Here is a 15950-nt window from a genome sequence, read left to right on the forward strand (position 1 = left end):
TCAAAAGTTAAGGCATATTATCCCGATCAGGCAATCTCAGCATTGAAATTGTGGTGATTCTTGATCTAGTTCTTGTGACAAAATCCTCAAAGAGGCATAATTCACTATTCAAAAGCGGTACGCTGTTTACGTATACGCTGACCTTAACCCATATAGTTGGATTTTTTACGCTATGATGCGAACTCATTACTGCGGTACTTTAACCGAAGCCCAAATTGACCAGACCGTAACATTATGCGGTTGGGTACACCGTCGCCGTGACCACGGTGGTGTGATCTTCCTTGACATGCGTGACCGTGACGGTCTTGTTCAAGTCGTAATTGATCCAGATACTCCCGAAGCATTCTCAACTGCTGACAAGGTACGTTCTGAATTCGTATTAAAAATTACAGGTCGTGTGCGTCGTCGTTATGAAGGCACAGAAAATGCCAACATGGTCAGCGGTCAAATCGAAGTTCTAGCCAAAGAAATCGAAGTTCTTGCTGCTTCTGAAACTCCGCCATTCCCATTGAATGACGAAAATACCAATATTTCTGAAGAAGTACGTTTGAAATATCGCTTCCTTGATATTCGTCGTCCTGAAATGATTGATCGTTTACGTTTCCGTTCTAAATTGACCAACCTTATTCGTAACTACTTCGAAGAAAATGGTTTCTTGGATGTTGAAACTCCGATCTTGACACGTGCAACCCCAGAAGGTGCGCGTGACTATCTAGTGCCAAGTCGTGTATCGAACGGTAGTTTCTATGCCCTTCCACAATCACCACAATTATTCAAACAATTGTTGATGGTGGGCGGTATTGATCGTTACTACCAAATCGCAAAATGTTTCCGTGATGAAGACTTGCGTGCCGATCGTCAACCAGAATTCACCCAGATCGATGTTGAAACATCGTTCATGAGTGACGATGACATTATGGATTTGATGGAAACGTTAACCATCAAGATGTTCAAAGAACTTCTAAACGTTGAATTCGATAAATTCCCGCGTATGACTTATGCAGATGCTATGCGTGACTATGCCTCTGACAAACCGGATATGCGTATTCCTTTGAAGCTGGTTGACGTTGCAGACATGATGCAGGACGTTGAGTTCAAAGTATTTGCAGGTCCTGCGAAAGATCCTAAAGGCCGTATTGTTGCGCTTCGCGTACCGGGTGCAGGTTCACTTCCACGTAGCCAGATCGACGAATACACTAAATTCGTTGGTATTTATGGCGCGAAAGGTTTGGCTTACATCAAAGTCAACGAACTTGAAAAAGGCATTGAAGGTCTTCAATCTCCAATCGTTAAATTTATCGAGCCAATCGTGCTTGATTTATTGAAACGTGTTGGCGCTGAAAATGGCGATATCGTCTTCTTCGGTGCAGATAAAGCCAAAGTTGTGAACGATGCAATGGGTGCTTTACGTATCAAAGTCGGTCATGACATGAAAATGTCGACTTGCGAGTGGGCACCACTTTGGGTGGTTGACTTCCCAATGTTTGAAGAAACTGATGATGGTAAATGGACCTCTGTACATCACCCATTCACGCTGCCTAAATCAAGCGTTGAAGAAGTGAAGAATAACCCAGGTGCTGCATTGTCTGTTGCTTATGACATGGTATTAAACGGTACTGAAGTTGGTGGTGGTTCACTGCGTATCTTCAATTTAGAAATGCAAAAAGCCATCTTTGAAGCTTTGGGTATTTCTGAAGAAGAAGCGGAAGAGAAATTTAGCTTCTTGTTAAATGCCTTGAAATTCGGTGCGCCTCCGCATGGTGGTTTGGCATTTGGGCTTGACCGTTTAGTCATGTTAATGACTGGCGCGACTTCAATTCGTGAAGTGATTGCGTTCCCTAAAACCAAGACTGCTGAATGTCCATTGACTCAAGCACCTGCGCCAGTTGAACCAAATCAATTACGTGACCTAGGTATTCGTTTACGTGAAAAACCTAAAGCTGAAGTTAAAGTAGAAGATTAATACTTTAATTCAGTGATAAAAAACCCTGCTTATGCAGGGTTTTTTATTGCATTGAGATCAAGACTTGAGAATGGCATAATAGCTGCCTATTTCTGCTTTGTGGTGAGCAACTTTATGGCTATGCGTCCTGCTGTCCGTCGTCGTGCACTTGTGTTAATTGTATTTGCTATAGCTCAATGGTTGTTTATGCGTTATATCTTGGCCAATGGTTTGTTCAATATGGATACTAATCAACGTATTCTCTATTTTTGTGTAAGTAGTTTAGGTGGAGCGCTCATCATTTTTGTGAGTTTGATTTATATGGTATTGAAAGGCAACGCTGACAAACCTTAATCATCTTCCAGTCTCCACTGGATTGATAAAATTCTTTTAGTGATTTTATCCCATTTTTTATTTATTTTGTTCTCAAGACTTTTGACCTCATTTTCTGTGGTTTAGAAATGGCGCAGCATCGTTGATGTAATAAAACTCTTTCCAAAATTTTCTTTTTATATTGATCTTGGCTATAAAGAGCGGTGCGTTTCTATGTATTTTTTATTTAAAGTGGTTTCTTTACTTCCGCTCTGTGTGTTGCAATGGATTGCATCTTGCATTGCACTCCTCCTCAATAGCTATAATTCATCCATGAAACAGATTACCCAGATTAATCTGAAATTGGCTTATCCGCATTTAACGGTTCAGCAACAACATCAAGCCTTAACCAAAAGCAGTTTAAAAAGCCAATGTATGACTTACATTGAGTCGATTAAATGTTGGGGTATGTCGCCTGAATATAATCTGGGGCTGTTGAAAAATATTTATGGTGAACACTACTTTACTCAAGCCTTAGCCAATAAAAAGGGCGTGATTGTGGTGATTGCCCATTTTGGTTGTTGGGAACTTTTAAATGCATGGCTTAATCAGTACGGCTCCCCCATGATTATGTATAAGCCCCATAAAAATAAAGCAATAGACCGTTTTATCTTGGAAGCAAGACAACGCGTGAATGCGACTCTTGTTCCAACGGATGAAAATGGCGTACGTGCGATTTTTAAACACCTTAAACAAGGTGGCTTGACCGTGATATTACCTGATCATCTCCCTAAAGAATCAGGCGGTATTTATTCAGAGTTTTTTGGGCAAAAGACCTTATCCACTACTCTGGTTTCAAAACTAGCCAGTAAAATCCGATGCAATGTGATTGGACTCAGTTGTATTCGTGATGAAACATCAGGATTTAATGTACATTGCCTACCTTTATCGGATGATATTTTATCAAAAGATCTGCAGACTTCTGTGGATAGCTTGAATCAAAATTTAGAAGATATGATTAATGTCGCACCTGAGCAGTATATCTGGTCTTATAAGCGGTTTCGTAAAGTTGAAGGTCAAGAAAATATTTATCAAAAAATCAGTTTAGTCTAATATCCTTTAATGCCGTTCATTATACAATTGAGATAAATCCTCGAAATGGCATAATATTTGAATGATTGAGTACAGTAAATCCTCGCATAGCTATATGTACTACTGCTCGTAATCGAGGCATCATGCTCATTGTGTTTTTCTATAATGCAATTGCTTTTCATGCGTTACATTTTGTGTGAGTAATCTTTTGTAGTCGAGATTAACCAACATATTTTATATTTCTGCATAAATAGTATGCCTAGTGCTTTTGTAATTTTTTTTGGCTTGATTTATATGATTATCTGGATTTAAAGCAAAAAACAGGAACGTTTACAGTTCCTGTTTTATAAATTCTAATTATTTAGACTCTTCAACAATGACTTTTCTAAGATCACTTATAAATTTTGGCACATTATGAATAGTCTTAATATATTCAATTGCCTCTTTTGAAATTTTTTCTCTCTCTTCATTATTCGATAGTAAGTGATTAATTGCATCCACATATAAATCAACTTTATCAAAACCATCCCCTAATACATCCCCCACATGAATCCCAAACTTAGATGTTAGGTCTTCTGGATTTCTATTACTTACCAATAATGTTCCATAAGATAAAGCCTCCAAGAAAGAAATAGGTAGAGCCTCATGAATTGAAGTATTGACCAAAATTTTAGCTTCTTTCAAATACCTCTCTTTTTCCAAACCTTTTACATGGCCTACGAAATGCAAATTTGAAATAGCGTAATAATCGGACATAATTTCTGAATTCTTACTTTCTTCACGATGCGTTTTGCCTAATACATAAAACTCATAATTAGGCATCTTTTTCGCAATTTCGCAGAAGAGCCAACCACGTTTTACAGATTCAATTCTTCCTAGAAAAATAATCATATTTTTTTTTGGAAAATTTTGTACGTCAAAACGTTCATCTATATCAATAGGATTCGGTAAATATTGTATATTTACATCTTTATCCAAATTATATAAATCGATTGCTTTTTGATTCAAAAAATTCCCTTGTGAAATAAACTTTACACGCTCTTGTTTATACCAATCATGAACCAAATCATAAATATTTTGATTATAGTAGTTATATTCAGGAAACAATTTTACAGTCTCAATTTCATCCCATTCATATTTTGGTCTTGGGTCTTGTATCCATAAAATTAATTTCTTGTTTTTATTTGGCTCATTCATTAAGATATAATTATCTGTAAGTTCAATACTTAAATAAAGATCATAATTTCTTTTTTTAAGCCATCTTTTTGCAAACCATTTTCTTCGAGGTAAACGATAAGCAGAAATATTATCAATTTCATATTCTTCAACACAGAGCTTTTTTGAACCTTTACCTAATAAAACATCTACTTCAATGTCTTCATTAGGGATATATTTAGAGATATATTCCCGAGCTAAAAATCCATATCCACCAAATGCAGTTCCTGCACCACCAAAAAATTCATCAATAATTAATCCAACTCTAATCATCTCACTATCATCCTTTATATTTCATTTTTTAATAATCGAGCTAAAGTAGAACTGGAGTCTAAACTTAATAAATCGATTCCTCTTAACATTTCATTATATAAATGAATAGCTAAAGTCCGTGAAGTTGTAATATCTTGAACAGTTAGATTTGGATCACACAATTGACTAATACACTGATAATGCACTGGGTAAAAAATATCTATAGATTGAACATTTCTAACATTTTGATATTCACGTACATAGTGCGTAATAGCTTTAGGCCCAATTACCCCCCAAGGCATATCAGCTATACTCGTACCAATCCCAAATATTTTTTTTATTTTAAGCTTAAATTTACGGCTATGAGAAAACCAGGGTGGAATAAACTGTGGATCATAAGCAGCCTTTAATAAACTCTTTAAAAGTTTACTATCTGATGGGATTCTTAGAACTGCTCCATTAATCCAATTATCGTCTTCAAAACCAAGTAGATACCCATGTTCCGGTATTGTTAATGGTTTTAAACAATAAACATCACAGTCCACATAAATGCCGTCTACCTTACGCATTAATTCATAACGAAATATGTCTGAGAAGAGCGCATAACTGCCCGTTTCATTATGCTTAATAATTTTATCTTCTGATATTATTTTGTTTGCATCTACTTTTGTGACACCTTCTGGAATATCCTCAACATCTGCATATGTATGTAGCTGAACTTTATGTCCCCTCATAACAAAAGAACGAAGGCAACTACTAGAAATAGCTCCAAGCTTATTTCCAATCCACAGTGCATGAATTACAGGTAAATTTGTTGACATCATTTACAACCTTATTTCATTTTTTCTTAATGATATAAAATTCGAACATATAAAATAAACATCATATTTTATAAAATAAATATATGATGATTAAAGAACTTATATTAAATAGAGGCATTTTATCTAAAGCGTAAAAATTTCATTGTATCGCTATATCTATCATATCGACTCTTTCAACCATACGTACAGCAGTATAGAATACCTCAACTGTAGTGTTTCAACTTTAATAATCATGAAAAAAATTCTTATATTATGTGTTTCTTTAAAAGAAAGTTTAGATCGTCAAGAAAAAATTACGAAACAATTAATTACACTAAAAAATAGTATTCAAGATATTCAAATTGAATTTTCTTTTTTTGATGCCGTATATGGGAAAAAACTTCAGCCAGAATATCTTACTTTTTTGAATATAAGTCGGCAGATTGCCAATCAATGTGAGCATGATTTAGGACCCAGCGAACTAGGCTGCTTTTTAAGCCATATGATACTTTGGCAAAGACTTTCTCAAGGGGACTATAAAACTTATGATCGAGTCATTATAATTGAAGATGACATTATCCTAGACTTTAAAAATATCCATCAAAAACTAAATTCACTGTTAAAGGAAAATCCTGAATTTGCATTTTTAGGTGGACATTCTGAGCCATCACGCAGACGGATTCGAGGATATGTAAGTAAAGATCAACAGTATTTTAATATGACGGGTCCTAAAGATCTCTACACAGCAACTTATGCTTATTCATTAACACCTGAAACTGCTCGAAATTTTGTATACAAACAAATCAAAAGTTTAACCTATATTGATGATTGGAAATATTTGCTAGCGGGTTCAATAAGTACACCTTTTTATTATTGTTTTGAACATGATGATGCTCAAGAAAGTCATATTGCCAATGATCGTAAAAACTTTATGAAAAAACCTAATCGATTCAAAAAAAATTTTAATAAAATTAAAAATGATGTCATTTCTAGATTTATTTCACTATTTGTCTTTAAAAAGATCATTCGATTAGCTGACTTTCTAAAAATAAAAAAGTGATTTATATCCAACTGAAATTTAGAAATATAAGGAAAATTCAATGCCTCTGATGCGTCTGTTAAAAAAGAAATTTTATAAAATTTCTCAAACCAACAAGAGTAAAGACTACGACTCTCATTGGTATATTCGCTTTGGCTGGCTGAATGAGCCACTGACCAATCAAGGTCAATTAACTCATTTATTTGAAATCCATTCGCCTAAAAAGTTTACTTTTGCCGATTGTTTTTATGTGGAAGATCATGAGCGACATTTCATTTTCTTTGAAGAAGTCGATGAGCAACACCCCGTTGGTTTTTTATCTGTTTTAGAAATATTTAAAGATGGCACCTACACAGAACCACAGACCATTTTAAAACTGGATTATCATCTGTCTTATCCCTGTATATTCAAAGTTAAAAATGATTGGTACATGATTCCTGAAACCAGCGCCAATAAAACTGTTGAGCTATGGAAATGCACTGAGTTTCCGTCGCATTGGGAAAAACATTCCAACCTTTTAGAGGACATGGAAGCTGTTGATACAACGCCTTTTTATCATGAAGGCATGTGGTATTTATTTACCTCCACCCGTCGCAACTGTAAAAAATTTGGTGATCGCCTAGATTTATTTTACACCGAAGATATTTTACAACCTGTCTGGAGAGAACATCCACAAAACCCTGTATGTAAAGGACATCAACAGTTTCGAATGGCTGGTAAGCCTTTTATTTATCAAAATAAACTGGTTCGCCCAAGCCAGGACTCGTTGAAACGCTATGGCGGCAATATTGAGCTTAAAGAAATTATCAAATTAAGCCCCACAGAATATCAGGAACAATTGTTAGAAGTGATTTTACCCCATTGGAATAATCAGGATGATGGCTGTCATACCATTAATGCTGAACATGACTTTGTGGTTCTTGACGCCATTCGACTATCACCCAAAGCATAATTAATTATTTATTTAGCAAACGCTCATATATTTGAAGCGTTTGCTGCGCCATAGCATCCACAGTCAACTCATTTTTAGCGCGCGTAAATAACTTTTCAAAATCAGCAAGTGCCGTACTTTCCAAACCCTTCTTGAGTGCTTGCTGCAATGCTGTACTATCGCCAATTTCTGCAAGGTAGGCTTCTGGTAACCACTCAATTACGCCATTTACTTTGGTGGATACCATAACTTTATCCGCTTGCAAAGCTTCCACCATCACCAGAGGAAAACCTTCACGTTCTGAAGATAAAGCAACCACATCTGCAAGCTGGACTAAATCACGAGCATCCGTTCTGAAACCTAAAAATGCCACTTGATGTTGCATGTTTTGTTGTTTGACTTGGGCTTCAAGTGATTGTCGCAATGAACCATCACCGATAATCCACAAATTTGCATCAATGCCCTGCATTGCTTGGATCAGTAAAGCGATATTCTTAACTGGCTCCAAACGCCCAATACACATGACTATTTTTTTGGTTGAATCCAAATGTGGAAATTGTTGGTCAATGCTGTGTTTCAAGCTCTGCTTTGCATCTACAGACAATGCTGTTTGCGGATAAACACCGTTATAAACAATATGCGCTTTTGACTCTGGAATACCAAGTGTCAATGCTTGGCTGACTGCAATCACCGCATCTCCGACTAAATAGCCAGACTTATTCTTTTTAGTTCCATGCACTGTCGTCACAATTTTAATATCTGCTAAAAATGGATGAATTCTAGCAATCAGCTCAGATACTTTACCCGCTTGGGCATGTACAATCTGGGGCTGAATTTGAGTGATCAGTGTCTTTAGCTGCCAGAGCAACCTAATATTCCAGCGGCTTCTAGAAAAATCGACCGCATGAAATTGGACATTTTCATTAAACTTTTCGGCATAGCATGGATGTGCAATTACATGAACATCATTGGATTCGGCCAGCTGGTTGGTCAAATTAAAGGTATGCTGCTCTAAACCGCCAATACCGCCACTGCTTGCAAGGATTTGAACAATCTTCATGCATCATCCCGCTTGGTCTTTTTTGCCTGCAAATGCTGTTCGAAAAGCTTGGCTTCTTTTAGAAAAGCATAAAAAGAATTGATCATACTGTTTACAAAGCCACGCCAACCATTTAAACAACTACGACGAATAAAATAAGACTTTAAGAAAGTTACTGGCATGACCAACGTTAATTTCAATAGACTTGGCTTTTTACCTTTCTGAAATTTCTCTGCTGCCTTCAAGTTTGAATATTGATTATTTTTTTCGACTTTGACAAAAATACTTGATTCGCCATAGTGGTAAATATCACCTTCGGCACGAATACTTTGACCATCCACAATCACATTTTCATGGACCTTATTTTCCAGGTCATATTGGCCTTTATTTTTACGAAAAAAACGGACTTTGGCATGTTTTTTAGTATGCTTACTGTTCGGCACCCCTAAAAAAACATCATTAATTGGGATAATTAAGGCATCAATTTGATTGGCTTGAATGGTTTTGGCTATTTCTTGTTTGAGTTCATCAGATAGCACTTCGTCGCCATCTAAATTAAGCACCCAGTCGTTTTGACACTGGGCTAAAGCAAGACTTTTTTGTGCTGCATAACCCAGCCAGTCCTGATGAGAAATTCGTGTATTGGGAAAGCTTTGCGCAATTTCATAAGTATGATCGGTACTGCCTGAATCTAAAATAATCACTTCCGCAAAATCAGCAACACTGTTCAAGGTATCTTCCAACCATGCACCACAGTTCAAAGTGACGATATAAACACTACATGGAATACTCATAATTTATAACGTCCTTTGGCTAACGCAATACGCATTTGTAAAGCATTCATCGCCCCATGCGTACTAACTCGGGGAATATTAAATTGATTTAATTCGGTGTAGGCTTCAACTTTCTTACGTGTGGATACTGCATTTTTAAAACCAATCTCTTTTGCCATTTGCTGATGTTTTTCATTAAAACGCCCAAAAGGATAAGCAAAACTTGTGCAACGTCCGACTAATGCCTCAACATCACGTTTAGAGTTTTGTATTTCTTGATAGGCTTCTTCATCATCCAGTTTAAGTAAATTCACATGATGTTGCGTATGCGCACCAAACTCGATTACACCAGAACCAAACATTTCATGAATCTGCTGAGCATTTAATGTATCAATTCCTTCAATTTGTGTCGCAAGATATATCGTGGCTTTAGCCTTATACTTTTTTATTAATGGATAGGCATATTGATAGTTATCTAAAAATCCATCATCAAAAGATAACGCTACAACATTTTTTTTTCCCCGATACTGATCTAGTTCAGAGACAAAACAAAAATGAGTCCGTTTTTTAACCAGATATTGCAGTAGCTGTTCAAACTTTTGGGGGGGCATATTCATCCCGGAGGCGGCTTCATGTGGTGTCACTTGATGCAACATTACAATTCTAGGCAATTTCGCACCGCGAAAAGGTAACCAAAAAGTATAGTTACCCAATAGATAGAGCACCGCAGTCAGAGCAATTATGCCAATCACCATATAAAGTAGCCAGATCATAGATAAACCTCATTTGCCCATTCATAGGCTTCAGACAAAGGTTGATCAAAAGTCACCTCAACCATGAACTGTGTAATTCGTTTGCCATTAAAACTTGTACGTGTTTTATTCCAACCCGCTTCAGCAATACGCTTTGCCTCTTGTGGATGGGTTGCATAAAATTGAATTTTTTCAGCTAAGTCGAACTGATCATCAAAATAAACCACTTCTTGTTCGGTATAGAGTTTATCGAAACCCGGAATACGCGGAGTAAAAGTCAGCAACCCATTTCCTGTAAGCTGCACAATTCGGTCTGAACTATATAAAGTCACATCGTTTTTACGTGAATAGTTTAAGCCCATGCGGGATTGGGATAGTACCTTGTAATAACCTTTACCATAAACACCTGGCTGTTGAAAACAGCCATAATATTGATATTGCACATGGTTGTTTTTTAAAGTCTCAGCTAAATCTTTTAAGAACTTTTCACGTTCCGGTTCTTTATAAACCACGCCACAGAAAATAAATTCTTTATCTATATTGTTTGATTCAAACTGTTTTAATTGTTCAACATTACGGTGTCCCACATTAGGCATATAAGCCACTTTTAAATGCGGTTGTTTGAGTTTTTCAAGATATTCACCACCAGTAGTACAAAAAATTGCATCTAGATAAGGTGAAAATTCACGTACAAAACCTAGTTTATGTTCTAAATACAATGGATCAACATACCAAAAGGCAATTTTAGTTTGCGGATAACGCTGTTTGATTTCTTTGAGTACATCCGGACTCATTAAATCACTATGACCAATCAAAACTAAATCTGGCTCAATATTATCCACAATTTTTAAAATTTCTTTATTGGCCCAACTTGCACCCAGTTTTTTAGTTTTAAATACTGTGCCCATGCGCGCCATATCACGAAAACTAAAGTCATAAACAAAATGACCATTTTCAATCAGACCTGCAGAAATTTTACGGTCTGTACAATAAAAATGTGCGCCTTGCTTATTAAAACCAAAATTCGCAATATGTAAAATTTTCATAAAAACTCTATTTTTTCAATAATATATCAGAAACTCGCGTTGCCTCATCCATTTTTAGATTTAACAATTTAACTTTATTCTCACCCAATAACGCCTGGGTTAAAAGCTGATCTAACAGTTGGGTAATTCTATCAGATTTCAACCGGTCTATTTCAATGATACCCACCCGACATCCCGCTGTTAAGGCTTCAAAAATCATCGAAACACTATCTTCAGTTACCCAAACCGCTTCAGCCTTCTGCATTTCTTCAAAAATCCAGCCTTGCGGAGTCTGCTCAACAGGAAATATTTTTAGCTGACTTTTAAATGATTTTTCATTTAAATGAGCCAAAAACTCTTTCGGTGTACGTCGTGAAGTGGTCAGAATAATCTCAGCTAGAGGATGTCGATTAACGATTTGTTGAATTGCAACTAAAACTTTTGCTTCGTTCCACTGATGCCTTTTTGAAGAACCACCTAGAGCTATCAGAATTCGGTTAGCTTGATGCCGTCCTTCATTGATAATCGGATTTAGCGCACCTTTAGTCACAATCACCTGCTCTGATGCTGCTACACCGTCATGTTCAGGAATAATGGCGTAATCAAACCAGGTCACCGGAAAATTTGGCTTCATTAAAATAATCGTTTTCGCTTCAGGATAAGCGTGACCAAGCAATAAAACGCGCAATTGAGTATGACTGCCTACACCAAAAATATAATCTGGCGGTTGCTTGAGCGCTGCTATACTCTTTTTTAAAATTCCTGAAAACAGGCTAAAAATTGGCAATTGATCTATTAAGACTTCCTCAAAGCTGACTTCATCTGCACTTTGCCTTTGCATTGCTTTATATAAGCCGACTGCTTGCGAGCGATGTCCTGCTTTGCCATCACTAACATAGACAATATGCATAAAAAGTGTCCTTAAAAGAAAATAACTCAAATCTTAATCAATAAAAAAGGCGAAAACCGAGTTTTCGCCTTTTGATCTTACCTGATCAACTTATTTTACGTAAGTCAACCAATGTGCATATTTAGGGTCTTTACCCTGCACTGCATCAAAGAATGCTTTTTGAATTTGTGTGGTGATTGGACCACGTGAACCACAACCAATTTCGCGATCATCATATTCACGAATTGGGGTGACTTCAGCTGCAGTACCGGTAAAGAATGCTTCATCACCTATGTAGAATTCATCACGGGTGATACGGCGTTCGAACACTTCAATGCCCAAGTCTTTGGCAATGGTAATAATGGTTTGACGGGTAATCCCGTCTAATGCGCCGCCCGAGATATCAGGTGTATGCAAAGCGCCATCTTTTACCAAAAATACGTTTTCACCTGAACCCTGACATACATAGCCTTGTGGGTCCATCAACATTGCTTCGTCATAACCAGAATGTGCTACTTCCTGATGTGCAAGAATCGACAAAGTATAGTTACCCGATGCTTTTGCCTTACACATGGTCACATTAGGATGGTGATGGGTAAACGATGACGTTTTAACGCGAATACCTTTTGCCATCGCTTCATCACCAAGGTAAGCACCCCAGCTCCATGCAGCAACAGTGGCATGAATGGTATTGTCAGTTGCAGCGATACCCAGTTTTTCAGAACCGATAAAGATAATTGGACGCAAATAGCAAGACGCTAATTTATTTTCACGTACGACATCAATTTGAGCTTGCTCTAAAGTTTTTTGATCAAATGGAACTTTCATTTGATAAATTTTTGCAGAGTTAAGCAAACGTTTTGTATGATCCTGAAGACGGAAAATTGCAGTTCCATTCGGAGTCTCATAAGCACGGACACCTTCAAACACACCCATACTATAATGTAAGGTATGTGTTAAGACGTGAATTTTAGCCTCACGCCAATCAACCATTTGTCCATCTTGCCAAATAAAACCATCACGATCAGCCAAGTTCATGGCGCACTCTCCAAATTTTTATACACAGTCATCTTTATCCAATACAAATATTTGCAGTTGGATCAATTAATCTTTGCCATAACTTGCAAACGATCACGCGGGTATCGTGCCAGTCCGCAGCATTCACTTGCATGGATTGATTTGCAAGGGCTAAACGGTGGCTCTCGGCTCGTTCACTGAGATAAGCTTGAATCAATGCTGTCGCGTCGTCGCTGGATAAGCAACCTGCTTTTGCGGCATCTTCAAGGATTCGTACATTGTCGGAGTAATGGGCGAGATCGGGATTCGACCCACTCCAGGCTAACACCGCATACTGTGCCATAAATTCGATATCAACGATACCACCTGCGTCCTGTTTTAAATGAAAAATTCCATCTTTTTGCTGTTCTTTAGATGAACCCAAATGGTCTTTCATTTTTTGACGCATCTTCAAAACTTCTTCACGAACTTTGGCTTCGTCGCGTGGTTGAGTCAGGATACGGCAACGTAATGCTTCAAATATTTCACGTAAACTTTTTTCACCGGCAATGGAGCGTGCACGCACCAAAGCCTGATGTTCCCACAACCATGCACTTTTCAGTTGATATTGCTCAAAAGCTTTTAAGCTGGTCACCAATAATCCTGCTTCGCCTGAAGGACGCAAACGGGTATCTATTTCATAGACACGGCCATCTAATGTTTGCGTGGTCATCAGTGACATAAATTTTTGTGCGACACGCATGGCAAATTCAAAACCGCTAATTTGCTTGGTGCCGTCAGTATCGCCCTGCTCACTCATATAGTGAATAAACACCAAATCTAAATCCGAACCATAACCCAGTTCAATTCCACCCACTTTGCCATAACCGGCAACCACAAATGCCATGTGATCGAGCGAACAACGCTGACCTTCGGCATCCAGCGGATAGCCATGTTTTTTAGCGGTAATTTGATATGCCAAATGTAAGGTTGCATTGACCGAGACTTCTGCAATATCGGTGAGTGCATCCGATACTTTCATCAGTGGACTTTCGGCTAAAACGTCGCTGGCGGCAACCGCCAGCACATTGGATTTTTTGAATAATCGCAGCACCCGCATTTGATCTTCAACCTGATCAATTTCGATACGGAGCAGTTGCTGGCGCAGTGAATCTTCCAAATCTTGACGTTTCGGTAATTCAAAATCCATCGACAAGAATTCATCGAGCAAAACTGGATAGTGAGTGAGTTCCTCACAAATCCACGGACTCACGGTAGACATTTTCACCAGACGCTGCAGTGCACCTTTGCTTTCAATCAGCATCACCAAATACACGGTACGGCGCATCACTGATTCTACCAAGGGCATTAAACGCAAGAGTGCGACTTGCGGCTTGTCCGACTGTAAAATTGCTTCAATCAGATGCGGCCAAAAGGTTTTTAAACGCTGTACGGCCTTTGCTGGCAATTTTTTTAGCGCATGCCCATACCAAAATTCGTGGATGAGCTTTTTTGCATTCTCATCCAGCACCTCATTTAGCCGTTTTTCCAACAAGCTAAAACTTTCAATCAAAGGATCGGGTTCTTTTTCTTTAATCAGATGTTCAAACTGAAAAATAACTTTGGCACGTTTCTGATTTAGGTATGCGATGAAAACATCCCAATCAGCGAAACCTAAAGTTTCAATCATACGCTGACGTAAATCCGGCTCACTTGGCAAGGACTGGGTTTGTTGGTCATTCAAGGCCTGAATAGCGTGTTCAACACGGCGCAGGAATAAATAAGCATCTTCCAGTTCAGCCACGGCCTGCATTTCAAGCAACCCCACCTCACCCAAATGATGCAGGCTGACTAAACATTGGCGATCTTGCAATTCAAGCTTGGATCCCCCGTAAATCAGTTGAAAAACCTGCACAATAAATTCGACTTCACGAATACCGCCTGCACCAAGTTTAATATCATCTTCAATATTACGGCGCAGCACTTCGCGTTCAATCATGGCTTTCATTTCACGCATGGCTTCAAAGGCGGTGTAATCGACATACTTACGAAACACGAAAGGCCGGGTCATGTCCAGCAGCTCATTGCCCTCTTTTCCACCAGTCACAATACGCGCTTTAATCCAAGCATATCGTTCCCATTCACGCCCGTGCTGACTTAAGTATTTTTCCAACGCCACGTGGCTAATGGCAAGAGCCGAACCATCCCCCCATGGACGCAAACGCATATCGACACGGAATACAAAACCATCCGCAGTCATATGATCCAGCAGATGAATCAGTTTCTGCCCCCACAGAATACAGAACTGCTGCACATCAATACATTTACGACCGTTGGTTTCACCTTGCTCATCAAAGGCAAAGATAAGGTCTATATCACTTGAAAGATTAAGCTCTTGAGCACCCAGTTTCCCCATGGCGACTACAATTAAATCTTGCACTGTACCGTTATAACTTATCGGTTCACCATGCTTTGCAACCAGAGGGACGCGTGCGAAATCTTTGGCTGCACAAATAGAGGTATCCGCAAAGTCTGAAAGCTCACGCGTTAAGGTCACCACATCGGTGAGTTGATTGGCATCTTGCCAAATCCAGCGAAACATCAAACGTGCGCGCAGTACACGAAGCGCACGCATCCACGTGGTTTCATCGCTGATACGATCTAAGGCAGCATCAATAAAGTTCTGGATTTGCGTGGTGCTTAAAGGAACGAGAAATTGGTCAATTGCATAATCTTGTTCAAGTAATCCTGCATGATTTGCCAATACCTGTTCTGCATATTGACTAGCACGTAATGTTTTTTGCAATTGTTCCGCATTCATTTTCAAACCTTCAGCCGAGTTTTTTCTAGTTATATCAGCTGAAGATAAATAGGGGAAAAGAAAATTTATCTT

14 protein-coding genes are annotated in these 15950 nt (G+C 38.2%); 5 read left to right on the forward strand and 9 right to left on the reverse strand.

Annotation, left to right across the window (positions count from 1 at the left end):
• Window positions 1-172 precede the first annotated feature (172 nt).
• From aspS to E0H80_RS10370, 3 genes are all read left to right on the forward strand, one after another.
• Window positions 173-1963, forward strand: a complete 1791-nt coding sequence (aspS, locus tag E0H80_RS10360; RefSeq protein ID WP_131365532.1) for an aspartate--tRNA ligase — start codon at window positions 173-175, stop codon at window positions 1961-1963.
• A 114-nt stretch (window positions 1964-2077) separates the two neighbouring features.
• Window positions 2078-2296 (forward strand): hypothetical protein, encoded by a 219-nt coding sequence (locus E0H80_RS10365; RefSeq protein WP_067870578.1) that lies wholly within the window; start codon window positions 2078-2080, stop codon window positions 2294-2296.
• A 192-nt stretch (window positions 2297-2488) separates the two neighbouring features.
• On the forward strand, window positions 2489-3367 hold the full coding sequence (locus tag E0H80_RS10370) for a lysophospholipid acyltransferase family protein (RefSeq protein ID WP_131365534.1): 879 nt from the start codon (window positions 2489-2491) through the stop codon (window positions 3365-3367).
• Window positions 3368-3703: 336 nt separating this feature from the next.
• Here E0H80_RS10370 and E0H80_RS10375 read toward each other — a convergent pair whose 3' ends face one another.
• Together E0H80_RS10375 and E0H80_RS10380 are read right to left on the reverse strand one after the other, a co-directional pair.
• Window positions 3704-4834 (reverse strand): glycosyltransferase family 4 protein, encoded by a 1131-nt coding sequence (locus tag E0H80_RS10375; RefSeq protein WP_131365536.1) that lies wholly within the window; start codon window positions 4832-4834, stop codon window positions 3704-3706.
• 14 nt (window positions 4835-4848) lie between these two features.
• On the reverse strand, window positions 4849-5637 hold the full coding sequence (locus E0H80_RS10380; protein WP_131365538.1) for a glycosyltransferase: 789 nt from the start codon (window positions 5635-5637) through the stop codon (window positions 4849-4851).
• 229 nt (window positions 5638-5866) lie between these two features.
• On the opposite strand from E0H80_RS10380, the gene E0H80_RS10385 reads away from it, so the two are divergent.
• Window positions 5867-6673, forward strand: a complete 807-nt coding sequence (locus E0H80_RS10385) for a glycosyltransferase family 25 protein (RefSeq protein ID WP_131365540.1) — start codon at window positions 5867-5869, stop codon at window positions 6671-6673.
• Window positions 6674-6713: 40 nt separating this feature from the next.
• Complete coding sequence (locus tag E0H80_RS10390; RefSeq protein ID WP_131365542.1) at window positions 6714-7604, forward strand: hypothetical protein; 891 nt, start codon at window positions 6714-6716, stop codon at window positions 7602-7604.
• A gap of 4 nt (window positions 7605-7608) precedes the next feature.
• Here E0H80_RS10390 and E0H80_RS10395 read toward each other — a convergent pair whose 3' ends face one another.
• From E0H80_RS10395 to glnE, 7 genes are all read right to left on the reverse strand, one after another.
• A complete protein-coding gene (locus E0H80_RS10395) occupies window positions 7609-8643 on the reverse strand; it encodes a glycosyltransferase (RefSeq protein WP_131365544.1) in 1035 nt (344 codons plus the stop codon).
• Complete coding sequence (locus tag E0H80_RS10400; RefSeq protein WP_131365546.1) at window positions 8640-9419, reverse strand: glycosyltransferase family 2 protein; 780 nt, start codon at window positions 9417-9419, stop codon at window positions 8640-8642. The genes E0H80_RS10395 and E0H80_RS10400 overlap by 4 nt, the downstream gene beginning before the upstream one ends.
• Window positions 9413-10168: a polysaccharide deacetylase family protein gene (locus E0H80_RS10405; RefSeq protein WP_131365548.1), complete on the reverse strand. Its 756-nt coding sequence runs from the start codon at window positions 10166-10168 to the stop codon at window positions 9413-9415. Before E0H80_RS10405 ends, E0H80_RS10400 begins: the two co-directional genes overlap by 7 nt.
• Entirely contained in the window at window positions 10165-11193 is a 1029-nt protein-coding gene (locus tag E0H80_RS10410; RefSeq protein ID WP_131365550.1) for a glycosyltransferase, read from the reverse strand. Before E0H80_RS10410 ends, E0H80_RS10405 begins: the two co-directional genes overlap by 4 nt.
• A 7-nt stretch (window positions 11194-11200) precedes the next feature.
• The gene (locus E0H80_RS10415; RefSeq protein WP_131365552.1) at window positions 11201-12082 is read right to left on the reverse strand and encodes an ELM1/GtrOC1 family putative glycosyltransferase; all 882 of its coding nucleotides are present in this window, start codon (window positions 12080-12082) and stop codon (window positions 11201-11203) included.
• A 90-nt stretch (window positions 12083-12172) separates the two neighbouring features.
• The gene (locus E0H80_RS10420; protein ID WP_067870548.1) at window positions 12173-13099 is read right to left on the reverse strand and encodes a branched-chain amino acid transaminase; all 927 of its coding nucleotides are present in this window, start codon (window positions 13097-13099) and stop codon (window positions 12173-12175) included.
• A gap of 34 nt (window positions 13100-13133) precedes the next feature.
• Entirely contained in the window at window positions 13134-15878 is a 2745-nt protein-coding gene (gene glnE / locus E0H80_RS10425) for a bifunctional [glutamate--ammonia ligase]-adenylyl-L-tyrosine phosphorylase/[glutamate--ammonia-ligase] adenylyltransferase (protein WP_131365555.1), read from the reverse strand.
• Window positions 15879-15950: the final 72 nt, after the last annotated feature.

The sequence above is a fragment of the Acinetobacter sp. ANC 4779 genome (assembly GCF_004331055.1).
GTDB lineage: Bacteria > Pseudomonadota > Gammaproteobacteria > Pseudomonadales > Moraxellaceae > Acinetobacter.